11 protein-coding genes and 1 pseudogene are annotated in these 14,035 nt (G+C 47.8%); 5 read left to right on the top strand and 7 right to left on the bottom strand.

Annotation, left to right across the window (positions count from 1 at the left end; genetic code table 11):
- On the bottom strand, positions 1 to 241 hold a 241-nt coding region (locus tag A7090_RS23010), incomplete at its 3' end, for a pyridoxal-dependent decarboxylase (protein WP_105275657.1).
- Positions 242 to 451: 210 nt separating this feature from the next.
- On the bottom strand, positions 452 to 1,849 hold the full coding sequence (gene ccp / locus A7090_RS23005) for a cytochrome c peroxidase (RefSeq protein WP_105275656.1): 1,398 nt from the start codon (positions 1,847 to 1,849) through the stop codon (positions 452 to 454).
- Between the two features lie 404 nt (positions 1,850 to 2,253).
- On the opposite strand from ccp, the gene A7090_RS23000 reads away from it, so the two are divergent.
- A complete protein-coding gene (locus tag A7090_RS23000; protein WP_105275655.1) occupies positions 2,254 to 3,903 on the top strand; it encodes an alpha,alpha-trehalase in 1,650 nt (549 codons plus the stop codon).
- 50 nt (positions 3,904 to 3,953) lie between these two features.
- Here the strand turns inward: A7090_RS23000 and A7090_RS22995 are convergent, their stop codons facing one another.
- Positions 3,954 to 4,556 carry a helix-turn-helix transcriptional regulator gene (locus A7090_RS22995; RefSeq protein ID WP_105275654.1) on the bottom strand — a complete coding sequence of 201 codons (603 nt, stop codon included), beginning with the start codon at positions 4,554 to 4,556 and terminating at the stop codon, positions 3,954 to 3,956.
- Between the two features lie 288 nt (positions 4,557 to 4,844).
- Here A7090_RS22995 and A7090_RS22990 point away from each other — a divergent pair.
- From A7090_RS22990 to A7090_RS22980, 3 genes and pseudogenes are all read left to right on the top strand, one after another.
- Positions 4,845 to 5,009, top strand: a pseudogene (locus A7090_RS22990) (LysR family transcriptional regulator); the annotation flags it as partial.
- Positions 5,010 to 5,198: 189 nt separating this feature from the next.
- Positions 5,199 to 6,212, top strand: coding sequence for an inner membrane protein YhjD (gene yhjD, locus A7090_RS22985; protein WP_105275653.1), 1,014 nt, complete (start codon positions 5,199 to 5,201; stop codon positions 6,210 to 6,212).
- 409 nt (positions 6,213 to 6,621) lie between these two features.
- Positions 6,622 to 7,944, top strand: a complete 1,323-nt coding sequence (locus A7090_RS22980; RefSeq protein ID WP_105275652.1) for an MFS transporter — start codon at positions 6,622 to 6,624, stop codon at positions 7,942 to 7,944.
- A gap of 409 nt (positions 7,945 to 8,353) precedes the next feature.
- On the opposite strand, the gene A7090_RS22975 is transcribed toward A7090_RS22980, so the two are convergent.
- Complete coding sequence (locus A7090_RS22975) at positions 8,354 to 10,414, bottom strand: AsmA family protein (protein ID WP_105275651.1); 2,061 nt, start codon at positions 10,412 to 10,414, stop codon at positions 8,354 to 8,356.
- Between the two features lie 382 nt (positions 10,415 to 10,796).
- Here A7090_RS22975 and kdgK point away from each other — a divergent pair, with 382 nt between their 5' ends.
- Positions 10,797 to 11,726 (top strand): 2-dehydro-3-deoxygluconokinase, encoded by a 930-nt coding sequence (gene kdgK / locus A7090_RS22970; RefSeq protein ID WP_105275650.1) that lies wholly within the window; start codon positions 10,797 to 10,799, stop codon positions 11,724 to 11,726.
- Here the strand turns inward: kdgK and A7090_RS22965 are convergent.
- The 3 genes from A7090_RS22965 to A7090_RS22955 all read right to left on the bottom strand — a co-directional run bounded on the left by A7090_RS22965 (position 11,698) and on the right by A7090_RS22955 (position 13,638).
- A complete protein-coding gene (locus A7090_RS22965; protein WP_105275649.1) occupies positions 11,698 to 12,279 on the bottom strand; it encodes a hypothetical protein in 582 nt (193 codons plus the stop codon). The genes kdgK and A7090_RS22965 overlap by 29 nt on opposite strands.
- A 73-nt stretch (positions 12,280 to 12,352) precedes the next feature.
- Positions 12,353 to 13,015, bottom strand: a complete 663-nt coding sequence (locus tag A7090_RS22960) for a hypothetical protein (RefSeq protein ID WP_206748399.1) — start codon at positions 13,013 to 13,015, stop codon at positions 12,353 to 12,355.
- Entirely contained in the window at positions 13,012 to 13,638 is a 627-nt protein-coding gene (locus A7090_RS22955; RefSeq protein ID WP_105275647.1) for an imm11 family protein, read from the bottom strand. Before A7090_RS22955 ends, A7090_RS22960 begins: the two co-directional genes overlap by 4 nt.
- Positions 13,639 to 14,035 lie beyond the last annotated feature (397 nt).

Raw genomic sequence — 14,035 nt, 5'->3', positions numbered from 1 at the left:
TGATCGATAAATCCATCAATTTATGGACGTTTTCGTCGTCCCAGGTCTGGCAGAAAGTGGCCAGGTTCTGACGCGCGTTGCCATCAAGATATAATTCATCATTGATAATCTGGAATGCGACATCATCGCGCATTTCGTGCAGCGGGAATCGTTTTGACTCCGCGATAGTAGAAATGGCCTTTGCGCCAAAACGTGAATCGAGTAGTTCTGAGCGGAAATCCGTTAACAGCTTCTGGTCCATTTCGAACTCCTTAAATTTATTTGAAGGCAATAAAAAAGTAGGATTTATCCGGAATGGAAGCAAGGCATTACAGGTTTAAATTAAATAACAAAATCCTAAGCAAAAAAACGACTTTTTATAATATAAACATTTATCATAATAATATTAAAAACAGACTTTATTATCGCAAAAAAAACCGCCCGAACATTTCTGTTCGGGCGTTCAAATTAATTACTTTTTATCCTGCATATACGGCGTGTAAATCCCGTTCAGACTGTGCAGGAAAGCCACAATATCATCCACATCCTCCTGCGGCAGCTCTTTACCAACCTGATAGCGCAGCATCAGTTTCACCGCCCCGTCCAGTGTCGGCACGTCACCGCGATGGAAGTACGGTGCCGTTAGCGCAACGTTACGTAAGCCGGGTACTTTCTGACGCAGTTTATCGCGCTCTTCTTTAGTAACATTCATACGGCCAATATCTGCCGCCGTAATCTCACCAAAGTTAAAGTCTTTTTTCAGGCCCAATGGTTCGAAGGAACGTCCACCGAGGATAATACCACCATGACAAGTTGCACATTTATTATCTTTAAATAATTGATAGCCTTTTTTCTGTTGCGCCGTCAGCGCATTCTCATCTCCACGCAACCATTTATCAAATGGTGAATCTGGAGTAATTAATGTTTTCTCAAATTCAGCAATGGCATCAGTAATATTTTCGCCACTGAAACCTTGCGGATAGACTTCGAGGAACTGCGCTTTCAACTGTGGATCTTTTTCCAGCTTCGCAATAATTTCGTCCCAGGATTTCGACGCCATTTCAATGGGGTTTAACGGCGGTCCACCAGCCTGGTCCTGCAATGTTGCCGCACGACCATCCCAGAACTGCTCAACGTTAAATACTGAGTTAAATACTGTCGGTGCGTTAATCGGCCCAACGGCGCCACCAACACCAATCGACGTTTTTCTGCCATCGACGCCACCCGCATTTAACGCATGGCAATGAGCGCATGAAATAGTGTTATCAGCCGATAAACGGGGATCGTGATACAGCGCAAAACCCAACGCCACTTTTTGCGCATCGGTAGGCAATTTTTGCGGAATGGGCTGCACCGGTTCATTACGATGCGCCGGTGCGCTATCATTACTGGCGTAATATTCCGCGCGCTGTTTTGCAACCCAGGCGAGTATTTCTGCCCGCTCTTCATCACTCACCTTACCCGCCCAGTGCAGCGCGGTATAACGCGTTGGCGGCATAGTTTCATACTGCATCACCCATTCAATCTTATTTAGATCGCTTTGCGAAACGGGTTTATCAGCCAGCAGAGCCGCACGCACGGCCTCGAGGTTGAAAGATTTATATCCGAGCTTAATATCGTAATCCATCAACTGTTTCGCGCCAGGAATATAGTAATAGACGGGTAATTCTGCCGAAGGTGTATGGCAATAGTCGCATCCTTTTTCGCGAAGAAAGCCTAAAACCTTATTATTCCCACTGATAGCAGATGCCTGAACGTCGTCCTGTTTACTGCGGTTACTATCGTGGTACCACACATAACCAGATAACCCTAAATAGCAAATCGCGACACCAGCCAGGCCGATCGCGGTAATACGTGAGACCATTTTCATTATTATTCCCTTACGGTGGTGAGTTATTGTGAGCAAGAAGATTTTTCAGAATGCTGCAAACGTCTCTGCGAGACGAAGCCATCATAAAAAATGGGGAAAGAGGCTTTTTGATAAGAATCAATCAACTACATGAATATAAACTATCAATAAGATAGCCTGTGCCTATTATCAAGATCAGGAGTGGCATATCATGATTACGGCGAGAGCAGGATTGAATGTTCCGAAAATGAAAAACAACACGGAATCCGTATTTTTATAAAATCCTTTTATATTAGTACGTTATATTTTTTGACACGTTAATAAACGTGATCTACCGCACGCTTTGTCGCCCAACTGGTGGAGCGAATGACTACCCTTAAAGAAAAGCCCGATAATTAGCGACGAATTTCGGAGGTCGGATCCTTATGCTCAATCAGAAAATTCAAAATCCTAATCCAGACGAACTGATGATCGAAGTCGATCTCTGCTATGAGCTGGATCCATATGAATTAAAACTGGATGAGATGATCGAGGCAGAACCGGAACCCGAGATAATTGAAGGGCTGCCCGCCTCTGATGCGTTGACGCCTGCCGATCGCTATCTCGAACTGTTCGAGCATGTTCAGTCGGCGAAAATTTTCCCCGACAGTAAAACCTTTCCCGACTGCGCCCCCAAAATGGATCCGCTGGATATTTTAATTCGCTACCGTAAAGTGCGCCGTCATCGTGATTTTGACTTGCGTAAGTTTGTTGAAAATCACTTCTGGCTGCCGGAGAGCTACTCCAGCGAGTATGTATCGGACCCGCAGAATTCCCTGAAAGAACATATCGACCAGCTCTGGCCGGTGCTAACCCGCGAACCCCAAGATCACATTCCGTGGTCTTCTCTGCTGGCGCTGCCGCAGTCGTACATTGTCCCGGGTGGCCGTTTTAGCGAAACCTACTACTGGGATTCCTATTTCACCATGCTGGGGCTGGCAGAAAGCGGGCGTGAAGATTTGCTGAAATGCATGGCCGATAACTTCGCCTGGATGATCGAAAACTACGGTCACATCCCCAACGGCAACCGCACCTACTATTTGAGCCGCTCGCAGCCACCGGTTTTTGCGCTGATGGTGGAGTTGTTTGAAGAAGATGGTGTACGCGGCGCGCGCCGCTATCTCGACCATCTGAAAATGGAATATGCCTTCTGGATGGACGGCGCAGAATCGTTGATCCCTAATCAGGCCTATCGCCATGTTGTGCGGATGCCCGACGGCTCGCTGCTCAACCGTTACTGGGACGATCGCGACACGCCGCGTGACGAATCCTGGCTTGAGGACGTAGAAACCGCGAAACATTCTGGTCGCCCGCCCAACGAGGTGTACCGCGATTTACGCGCGGGGGCCGCTTCTGGATGGGATTACTCTTCCCGTTGGCTGCGTGATACCGGTCGTCTGGCGAGCATCCGTACCACCCAGTTCATCCCCATCGATCTGAATGCCTTCCTGTTTAAACTGGAGAGCGCCATCGCCAACATCTCGGCGCTGAAAGGCGAGAAAGAGACAGAAGCGCTGTTTCGCCAGAAAGCCAGTGCCCGTCGCGATGCGGTAAACCGTTACCTCTGGGATGATGAAAACGGTATCTACCGCGATTACGACTGGCGACGCGAACAACTGGCGCTCTTTTCTGCTGCTGCCATTGTGCCGCTCTATGTCGGCATGGCGAACCATGAACAGGCCGATCGTCTGGCAAACGCCGTGCGTAGCCGGTTACTGACGCCAGGCGGGATTCTGGCAAGCGAGTATGAAACCGGTGAACAGTGGGATAAACCCAACGGCTGGGCACCGTTACAGTGGATGGCAATTCAGGGATTTAAAATGTACGGCGATGACCTTCTGGGTGATGAAATCGCGCGCAGCTGGCTGAAGACAGTGAATCAGTTCTATCTGGAACAGCACAAACTGATCGAGAAATACCATATTGCCGATGGTGTTCCCCGCGAAGGTGGCGGTGGCGAGTATCCGCTGCAGGATGGGTTTGGCTGGACTAACGGTGTGGTACGCCGTTTAATTGGTTTGTACGGCGAACCATAATATTTTCATAGCCAGCCGCTAACTTCCTGCTGGCTGTAAAATTCTCCTCTTCAGGAGGAGATATTTAACATCATTGCCGCCTGAGTGCGGTTTTTTACTTCCAGACGACGATAGAGTGATTCCAGATGTGCTTTTACCGTTCCGGTACTGATATTTAGCGCCCTGCCAATCTCTTTATTCGATTCGCCCGCCGCTAACATGGTTAAAATCTCCCGCTGGCGGGCGCTTAACGATTTGAGATCTTTAGTATCCTTTTCCGGTATCGTCCGCCAGTCTCCAGGCAGAAACATCATTCCCATCGCCGCACTATTTACCGCCAACGCAAATGTCTCGATAGCTGAATCACGAGGCACAATGGCCAGCACATTAAAATGGATAACGTCCTGTAACCACCGTTTATTGCAATCCGTCGCCGTGATTAACACCTTAACTTCAGGAAATTGCGCCACGGTTTTTTGCAGCAACCAGTAGCAAAACTCACCCTCCTGATCGCCATCGAGCATAACTAAGGCTTCAGGGTAACTTTCCAGCTTTTGCCATAGCTCGTCTGCCTGACTGGCCCCCTGAATACTCAATCCAGGAATACGCTGCTGTAAACTGATTTTCATTCCATGAATAAATATTGACTGCCTGTCAAACATGACTATTTGCATGACTGAATCTCCACCTGAATATGTTAAAAAGACTTAAGTAGTGGAAGGGTATTACCCGCGAGAAAAAATAAGAATTCGCCATTTGGCGGTGGCCATTCTACAGAGATGACGCGTAGAAAATAGTTACCGATATAAATCGTTACAGCTAACCATCTGAAATTACATGTCAAGGGCACTATTTAAAATGTTTTTGAGGATTTCCTTATATTGGTGGTTAGTACGCATGCAATTAAAAAATAAATTCCGCGAGCACAAGCAAAAATAATAAACGGCAATGAGATAAAAATCGTCCAGTGGTTTAAATCCGGCGGCATGTTGACGGTAAACAGTAGCGAAAACTATCTCGCTGCCGGTCTTGCCGGGCTGGGGATTATTCAGATCCTGCGCGTTGCTGTGCGCGAAGCCCTGCGTGCCGGGCGGCTTATTGAAGTGTTGCCTGGCTGGCATAATGAAAGAACACCTGGACTGAACGACTATACTCGTCATACTTCAAGTTGCATGTGCTGCGACTGCGTTCGCTCACCCCAGTCACTTACTTATGTAAGCTCCTGGGGATTCACTCGCTTGCCGCCTTCCTGCAACTCGAATTATTTAGAGTATATACTTTTTAAGAATGACAACGACAGAAGGACAAAATAGCGGATGACGCAGGAAAACGAGATCAAACGTCCCACCCAGGATCTGGAGCACGACCCGATTAAGCCGCTGGATAATAGCGAGAAAGGCGGCAAAGTTAGCCAGGCGCTGGAAACCGTCACCACCACTGCCGAAAAAGTCCAACGCCAACCGGTTATTGCGCACCTGATCCGCGCAACAGAACGCTTTAACGATCGGTTGGGTAACCAGTTTGGTGCGGCTATCACCTATTTCTCATTTTTGTCGATGATCCCGATTTTGATGGTGTCGTTTGCCGCCGCGGGTTTCGTGCTGGCCTCCCATCCGATGCTGCTACAGGATATCTTCGACAAAATTCTGCAAAACATCAGCGATCCGACACTAGCCGCCACGTTGAAAAACACCATCAACACCGCCGTTCAGCAGCGTACGACGGTAGGACTTGTCGGCCTGGCGGTGGCGCTTTATTCCGGCATCAACTGGATGGGTAACCTGCGTGAGGCGATTCGCGCCCAGTCGCGCGATGTATGGGAACGTTCGCCGCAAGATCAGGAGAAGTTCTGGGTTAAGTATTTGCGTGATTTTATTTCGCTGATAGGTTTATTGATTGCGCTGATTGTCACGCTTTCAATAACCTCCGTTGCCGGTTCTGCGCAACAAATGATTATCAGTGCCCTGCACCTGAACAGCATTGAGTGGCTGAAACCGACGTGGCGGTTGATTGGTCTGGCGATTTCCATCTTCGCCAACTATCTGCTTTTCTTCTGGATCTTCTGGCGGTTGCCGCGCCACCGTCCGCGCAAGAAAGCCCTGATTCGCGGGACATTCCTTGCAGCTATTGGTTTTGAAGTAATTAAAATCGTGATGACCTACACCCTGCCATCGCTGATGAAATCCCCCTCTGGCGCAGCGTTTGGTTCCGTGTTGGGACTGATGGCGTTTTTCTACTTCTTCGCTCGTCTGACGCTGTTTTGCGCAGCGTGGATTGCCACCGCCGAATACAAAGACGACCCGCGAATGCCGGGGAAAACGCCGCCTTAAAATACACCGGATGCGGCGTAAACGCCTTATCCGGCCTACGAATTTATTCGACCTGACTCCCCGTAGGCCGGATAAGATGCGCCAGCATCGCATCCGGCTATAATGCGCACATAACCACTTGAAACTCTTCCTCTGCGCCTCTTCAGTTATCTATTCAAGAGCAAACAATTTTACTCCAACTCATAACCCCAGCATATAAATCCAGGCGGTAACTTTTATTTAACCTAAAACCAGTTTTATCCACTATTTATGAAATTATGTGAAGCATTTCATAGAAGAAAAATTACCGGCCTAAATATTATTCCCTTTTTGCCTGATTTTTGACCATTAGCACAATTTGTTACACATTGAAATATCACTTTTGCTGTGCGTAATATGGCTATTCGTTAGCCAAAAATAAGAAAAGATTATGCAAGCAACAGCCACAACACTCGATCACGAGCAGGAATACACGCCGATCAACTCGCGTAATAAAGTCCTTGTCGCCTCCCTCATTGGCACCGCCATTGAGTTCTTCGACTTTTACATTTATGCCACTGCGGCTGTCATTGTATTTCCGCATATTTTCTTCCCGCAGGGCGATCCGACGGCAGCAACGCTACAGTCTCTCGCCACCTTCGCTATCGCCTTCGTCGCGCGTCCAATCGGCTCTGCCGTGTTTGGTCATTTTGGCGATCGCGTTGGGCGTAAAGCGACGCTGGTCGCCTCGTTGCTAACGATGGGGATTTCAACAGTGGTGATTGGTCTGCTGCCGGGCTACGCCACGATTGGTATTTTCGCCCCGCTGCTGCTGGCGCTGGCCCGATTTGGTCAGGGTCTGGGCTTAGGCGGTGAATGGGGCGGTGCGGCGCTGCTGGCGACTGAAAACGCCCCACCGCGCAAACGTGCACTGTACGGCTCCTTCCCGCAGTTGGGCGCACCGATTGGCTTCTTCTTTGCCAACGGCACTTTCTTGCTGCTTTCCTGGCTACTGACCGACGAGCAGTTTATGAGCTGGGGCTGGCGCGTGCCATTTATCTTCTCGGCGGTGCTGGTGATTATCGGCCTGTATGTTCGCGTGTCGCTGCATGAGTCTCCAGTGTTTGAGAAAGTCGCTAAAGCGAAAAAGCAGGTGAAGATCCCGCTGGGTACGCTGCTGACCAAACACGTGCGCGTCACGGTGCTCGGCACCTTCATTATGCTGGCAACCTATACGCTGTTTTACATCATGACGGTCTACTCGATGACCTTCAGTACCGCCGCCGCGCCGGTGGGGCTTGGCCTGCCGCGTAACGAAGTGTTGTGGATGCTAATGATGGCAGTTATTGGTTTTGGCGTGATGGTGCCGGTCGCCGGATTGCTGGCTGATGCCTTTGGTCGCCGTAAAAGCATGGTAATCATCACCACGCTGATCATCCTGTTCGCGCTGTTCGCCTTTAACCCGCTGCTCGGTTCTGGTAACCCGATTCTGGTTTTTGCCTTCCTGCTGCTGGGATTAAGTTTGATGGGGCTGACTTTCGGGCCGATGGGTGCGCTGTTACCCGAGCTGTTCCCGACAGAAGTGCGTTACACCGGAGCATCGTTCTCTTACAACGTATCGTCGATTCTCGGGGCTTCCGTTGCGCCGTATATCGCAGCCTGGTTGCAGACTCACTACGGGTTAGGTGCGGTGGGGTTATATCTGGCGGCGATGGCTGGTTTGACGTTAATCGCCCTGCTGCTGACCCATGAGACGCGACATCAGTCTTTGTGATGAGACCGAAAATTGCCTGATGCGCTACGCTTATCAGGCCTACATACTGAGTTCGCAAGAATTTGTAGGCCGGATAAGGCGTTCACGCCGCATCCGGCAAGAACAACGCAAAATTGCCTGATGCGCTACGCTTATCAGGCCTACATACTGAGTTCGCAAGAATTTGTAGGCCGGATAAGGCGTCCACGCCGCATCCGGCAAGAACAACGCAAAATTGCCTGATGCGCTACGCTTATCAGGCCTACATACTGAGTTCGCAAGGATTTGTAGGCCGGATAAGGCGTCCACGCCGCATCCGGCAAGAACAACGCAAAATTGCCTGATGCGCTACGCTTATCAGGCCTACATACTGAGTTCGCAAGGATTTGTAGGCCGGATAAGGCGTCCACGCCGCATCCGGCAATTATCATCACTTCTTCATCTGCGACAAAATTGTCCGGCACTGATTCGCCTCCCCTTCGGAAGGTGAAATCAGCGCCAGTAACGCCGCCGCCGGTGTTACCAGCGTTGCCAGTGCCGCCGCAACGGCACCGCGAGCAATCAACGGTCCGGCTTTCACCCCAGCTTGCGGATTTTTAAACGTCCCACGCACATACAGTGGTGAACGCAGCGTGATAATCCGAATCCCTTTACTCTCCGGATCAATCGTCAAATCCAACTGTTCCGAAGCAAAACTTGCCGTGCCGGTAACGTTAATCAACGCGTTCTCAGTATCGAAAGCAAAAATCTGCGGGCGTGCCACACCGTTAGCGATATCCAGATTCGCCGCCGCGCAGTTCACCCGCACCTCATCATCACCGAAAATCGCACCGACAATGTAATTGCCGACATTCAACCCAACAATCTCCATCAGGTTGCGGCTCACCAGCCCGTCATTCATCAACAGTTTCAGGTTGCCGTTACTGTTGCCTAAAAGCGCCGCCACCGAATTACCGCTACCGCGGAGTTCCGCGTCACCATTCATTTCTCCCAGCGTCTTCTGCATCAGTTCCACATCTGGCATCAGTTCTTTCAGTTTCAGCCGACGAGCCTGAATATCTACCCGCCCCTGCATCGGCTTTTTATCCCCTTCCAGATGAATATTCGCCGTAATGCTGCCGCCCGCCATGCCAAATTTCAGCGGTTGCAGGCGCAGGTCAGCGTTTTTGAGGATGATATGGGTAGAGAGATCGCTAATCGGCAAACTACTGCCATGCTCGATGCGCCGCCCTTTGAAGCGAACATCGGCATCCATGACGTCCCATTTATCGGTTTCGAAGCGGTCATAAGGCAGCACTTTTCCCGCAGGCTGAACGCTTTTTTCACCCTTCTTCTGCTCAGACCGTTTCGACTTTTCTGCACCTTTCCCGGAATCAACGCCAATCAACGGCCCCAAATCTGCCAGCCGCAATTGCCGCGACTCAACGTCACCTTCCAGTTTTGGCCGTGGCTTGCCGGTGGTGTAGACCAGAGAACCGTGGATATCACTATCGCCAATGCGCCCATTAAAGCCTCGATAATCAAAGACTGACGATTTTTCAGTGTCGATTTTCGCGACCAGCCGCCCATCCGTTTCAAAAGGCGGGGTATCGGGCAGCAGAACACCCGTCAGTTCATAGAGATCACCCAGCGAATCGCCAGAAAATGTAAGCCGTAAATCGACACCCCCCATCTTCATTGGGTCATTCACGACGCCATCAAAAGCAACACGAGTGTTGCCAGAGCGGAAATCAGCCTGTACCGGAAACGGCGTCCCTTCGCCACGCAGCGCCAGCATACCGCCTATTTTTCCCGTACCTGTGAGCGGTTCGCCGTTATAACGTCCCTGCGCCTTCAGGCCAAAAACGTAATCGCCCACCTTTTCTTTATCCGCTTTACCTTTCGATCCGGTAACTTCGCTGAATGGTAGCGGCTTGCCTAACGGATCGATAAAAATTTCCAGATCCGCCTTGCTTACTTTGTCATCAATAGCGATCCGCCCCTGATCGAACAGAATATTATCCAGCCGAAACGACCACGCCGACGGCTTTGCATTCGCGTCTTTGTTGTCATCGTTGGCGAGATCAAACGTCCAGTTATTGTTCTTTTCAGAGAGGCGAATCAGGCGCGCGTCGGGCTTTTCCAGTTTGATCCACGGCAGCCAGACCGTTTTGGCCAACAGCGCCAGCGGGGCTAACGTCGCGTCTACCCGCGGCAAATGCACCATCGTGACTTCGGGAATATCCGGTGGATTGCCAAGAATGATGTCTTCTGCATACACATGAGGCCACGGCACCCAGCTGCGCCAGCCAGTTTCTTGTTTTTGCCGCTCCCACACCACGCCCAGATCGCCACGGATAGCGAACGGACGATTCAACTCCGCAGAGACTTTCTGGTTGATGGTCGGTTTGAGTCGATTCCAGTCAAAAGTTGCAATCAAAATGATCGCCACGACAATCAACAACAAGAAAGCCCCTGAAATCGCAGCGGTTATTTTGCCTGCCTTGCTCATCGTTCGCTTCCTCATATTCTTCCTGTGCCAGTCCTAAAGATAGTCCAGCCAGGCAGAACATGAGGCGACTACAGTGCCAGAGTCGCGGTATCCAGCGTTTCTATTGACGCCGGACACGAAAGCCCCCTTTGGGCAGCAAAGAGCGATGAGCGGAAGACCATCAATATTGATCGATGCCAGCAGGGCGTGCTCTACAAAGATTATCGGCGCGCAAGGGCAGAACTTTACCGCCTGACCGGATAAATTTACCCACTCCACAACAGAATCTTTCAGGAATACGTTCTGGCTCAAAAAAATAATGGAACACTGTTTTAATATAGTTGACCAGCAAACCACCACAGCGCAAACTAACGCTAATTTTTTACAGATCAGGTTCACGACTATGTCCAAAAAGATTGCCGTGATTGGCGAATGCATGATTGAGCTTTCCGAGAAAGGCGCGGACGTTAAGCGCGGTTTCGGCGGCGATACCCTGAACACTTCCGTTTACATCGCCCGTCAGGTCGATCCTGCGGCATTAACCGTTCATTACGTGACTGCGCTGGGAACGGACAGTTTTAGTCAACAGATGCTGGACGCCTGGCACAGCGAAAACGTTGATACTTCCCTGACCCAACGGATGGAAAACCGTCTGCCGGGCCTTTACTACATTGAAACCGACAGCACCGGCGAACGTACGTTCTACTACTGGCGTAACGAAGCCGCGGCCAAATTCTGGCTGGAGAGTGAGCAGTCTGCGGCGATTTGTGCAGAGCTGGCGAAGTTCGATTATCTCTACCTGAGCGGAATTAGCCTGGCAGTCTTAAGCCCGACCAGCCGCGAAAAGCTGCTTTCCCTGCTGCGCAAATGCCGCGCCAACGGTGGAAAAGTGATTTTCGACAATAACTACCGTCCGCGTCTGTGGGCCAGCAAAGAAGAGACACAGCAGGTGTACCAGCAAATACTGGAATGCACAGATATCGCCTTCCTGACGCTGGACGACGAAGACGCGCTGTGGGGTCAACAACCGGTGGAAGACGTCATTGCACGTACCCATAAAACGGGCGTGAAAGAAGTGGTGGTAAAACGCGGAGCGGATTCTTGCCTGGTGTCCATTGCTGGCGAAGGGTTAATGGATGTTCCGGCAGTAAAATTGCCGAAAGAAAAAGTGATCGATACTACCGCCGCTGGCGACTCTTTCAGTGCCGGTTATCTGGCGATACGTTTGACTGGCGGCAGCGCGGAAGACGCGGCGAAACGCGGGCACCTGACCGCAAGTACCGTTATTCAGTATCGCGGCGCAATTATCCCGCGTGAGGCGATGCCAGCGTAATGGCTTTTGACGGAGAACGGGTAGATATTCGTTCTCCGTTAATCGCCTTACAGGAGTGAACCGAGCTATGCTGATAATTTGAAGTAAACTGCTGACGCATATCATTCAGGCCACGGGTAAATTTAAGCGGATTCTCGCCTTTAATTTCAACCGTGACGAAGATATCACCATTGTTGTTAAAAAAATCAAAATAGTAATCATGCTGGTGTCGGCGATTTGTTTTAAATTGACGAAATGATAAGTAGCACCGCTCATCATAGGTAATTAAAAAATCATTTTCGCCGTATTCATTTATCATCTTATTTTTTAGGTTACCGTCGAAGAGAACAATATACTTATCTCTGTCTGCAAATAATTCGGCATCCGTTTCTCGGTTGATCGTGTTGACGCTGATACCGAATTCTATTTTTATTTTTTCTTTACTAATGCTGTCTTTCACATCGACATTAATATTATTCGCATTCCAGAGCAAGAGGAAGTTTTTGTTACAGGAATAGAGGCTAGTTAAAGAGAAAAATATTATCAACAAGATCAGTGTGACCTTGTACCTCATTTCTATTCCTTTAAGTACGTTGCGTTCGTAAAGTAAGTCACCTTCCATTTACATAAACCACAAAAACAAATAATCAATTAAACTTATCAAAAAAAGAAAAATTTTCTAACGTTACATCATAGCCTAACGAAAGAATATCTTTTTTCATTGGTTTGATAATATTCCCCCATTGCGCTTTGAATTCAGATATTGGGATTTCAATTACGGAAACTTTAATGTCAGAGTTGATGTTATACAGATATCGTACGACAAACCAATGGGCGGTTATCTTAATGGCCTCTGTGCTTGTAATTTCAAATTCCCAACGGGTAGTAAATGAACTGGATAAAAAACACATGGAAAACTGTTTAGTACCCAGTTCTAACTGCTCGAATATATCAACAATATCATTATAAATATCACTGACATCACTTCGTCTATCTAAACATAAAACGACTTTATCGAACACCATAAGGATATCGTCTGTATAATCAGCATAGGTTGAGTATATCGCTTCTGATACGGAAAGGTCTTCTTCATCTTTTATACCTAAGGGGGTTTCTCGGATTATTATAATTTTAAACATTGTATTTTTCCTTATAATTAATTCAAATTTCAGGGAAAATTTACGAAAGCCCGCTCCCCGCCAGGGAAGGGGATTAAGAAATCGGTTGTTTAGTGGGCTGAACAACGGTGGGTAAATAAAAAATAAGTTGGGAAGATTTAAAAACCTTCCCGGCTTTTTATTTAAAATCACCAGCCTTCCCATGCGTCATATCTATAATTTTCATCTATTGCTATAAACTCAACGCCACTTAAACCCAAACGCTCAAACTCTTGTTTAAAGAAAAGGGAACATATCGGTCTCATAATATCAGAACAAAAAAACAAATGTTCCTCTATTCCTTCAATGACATGAAAATTATCAATCTTATCATAATAAACTTTATCTACCCCCTTATCTTCCGGGGTATTGGGTTTTCCATCATAAATATCTCTCGATATTGTAAAAGTAGATTTTCCTTGATCTAGAACAGATAAATAATTCAAGTTAAAAAAAAGGAAATACTTTTTTTCTGGCAATTTATTTCTCATTAAATGTATATCAACCGGAATACATATACACTTAATGCTGAGTTTCTTACATAACTCATAGAAATCAGAAGAAATTAAATCATCCTCCAATAAATAGTCACCATTTAGCTTATGACTCTTAGCCTTCAAACTATACTTACTAACAAAATTATTTAGCAATGGTGGTTTTATATGAATATCATAATCAGGCAATTCAGGCATCCATTCCTTATCCATAAAATAAGGTACTCCTTCACCGTCAGGATGGTATTTAACAATATAAAACGCGGTAGGCGAATTCATCATAATAGTCTCCTCGTATTAGAATCCACTCGAAATATTCTATTATCGAGTCCAGACCTAGCCCAATCTTGAATTTCCTTCATGCCCAAGGCTAATTAAATATCACTTAAGCGATTAGATTGATTCGCCAATTGAAACAATTTATCAAGGAAAGATCATGACAACTATAATTTAAATGTTAATTTATGAATTTAGCAATAATACAATATTGGCCTGTAAAATTTAATGCAGAGTTGCATTTAAAATGTTGTATTTAGCATGCTAAATATACAGTCTCTGATTGTATTTTATCCTTTATTCAAGTGTGTACAAAAAACATACTTTTCATGCTCTCACCCTGCCCGACGCTGCCCCTTCGCTCCACGTTCATTACAAACGCTTCCTCACTACTACAGGCAGC

The organism is Escherichia sp. MOD1-EC7003 (assembly GCF_002965065.1).
GTDB lineage: Bacteria > Pseudomonadota > Gammaproteobacteria > Enterobacterales > Enterobacteriaceae > Escherichia.
This window is presented reverse-complemented; position numbering and strand designations above follow the sequence as displayed.

Excerpts from the sequence above, each read along its gene's own strand:
- A7090_RS22955 (WP_105275647.1), bottom strand. The coding sequence starts at position 13,638 with ATGATGAATTCGCCTACCGCGTTTTATATTGTTAAATACCATCCTGAC.
- A7090_RS22980 (WP_105275652.1), top strand. The coding sequence starts at position 6,622 with ATGCAAGCAACAGCCACAACACTCGATCACGAGCAGGAATACACGCCG.
- ccp (WP_105275656.1), bottom strand. The coding sequence starts at position 1,849 with ATGAAAATGGTCTCACGTATTACCGCGATCGGCCTGGCTGGTGTCGCG.
- A7090_RS22965 (WP_105275649.1), bottom strand. The coding sequence starts at position 12,279 with ATGAGGTACAAGGTCACACTGATCTTGTTGATAATATTTTTCTCTTTA.
- A7090_RS22975 (WP_105275651.1), bottom strand. The coding sequence starts at position 10,414 with ATGAGCAAGGCAGGCAAAATAACCGCTGCGATTTCAGGGGCTTTCTTG.
- yhjD (WP_105275653.1), top strand. The coding sequence starts at position 5,199 with ATGACGCAGGAAAACGAGATCAAACGTCCCACCCAGGATCTGGAGCAC.
- A7090_RS22995 (WP_105275654.1), bottom strand. The coding sequence starts at position 4,556 with ATGCAAATAGTCATGTTTGACAGGCAGTCAATATTTATTCATGGAATG.
- A7090_RS23000 (WP_105275655.1), top strand. The coding sequence starts at position 2,254 with ATGCTCAATCAGAAAATTCAAAATCCTAATCCAGACGAACTGATGATC.
- kdgK (WP_105275650.1), top strand. The coding sequence starts at position 10,797 with ATGTCCAAAAAGATTGCCGTGATTGGCGAATGCATGATTGAGCTTTCC.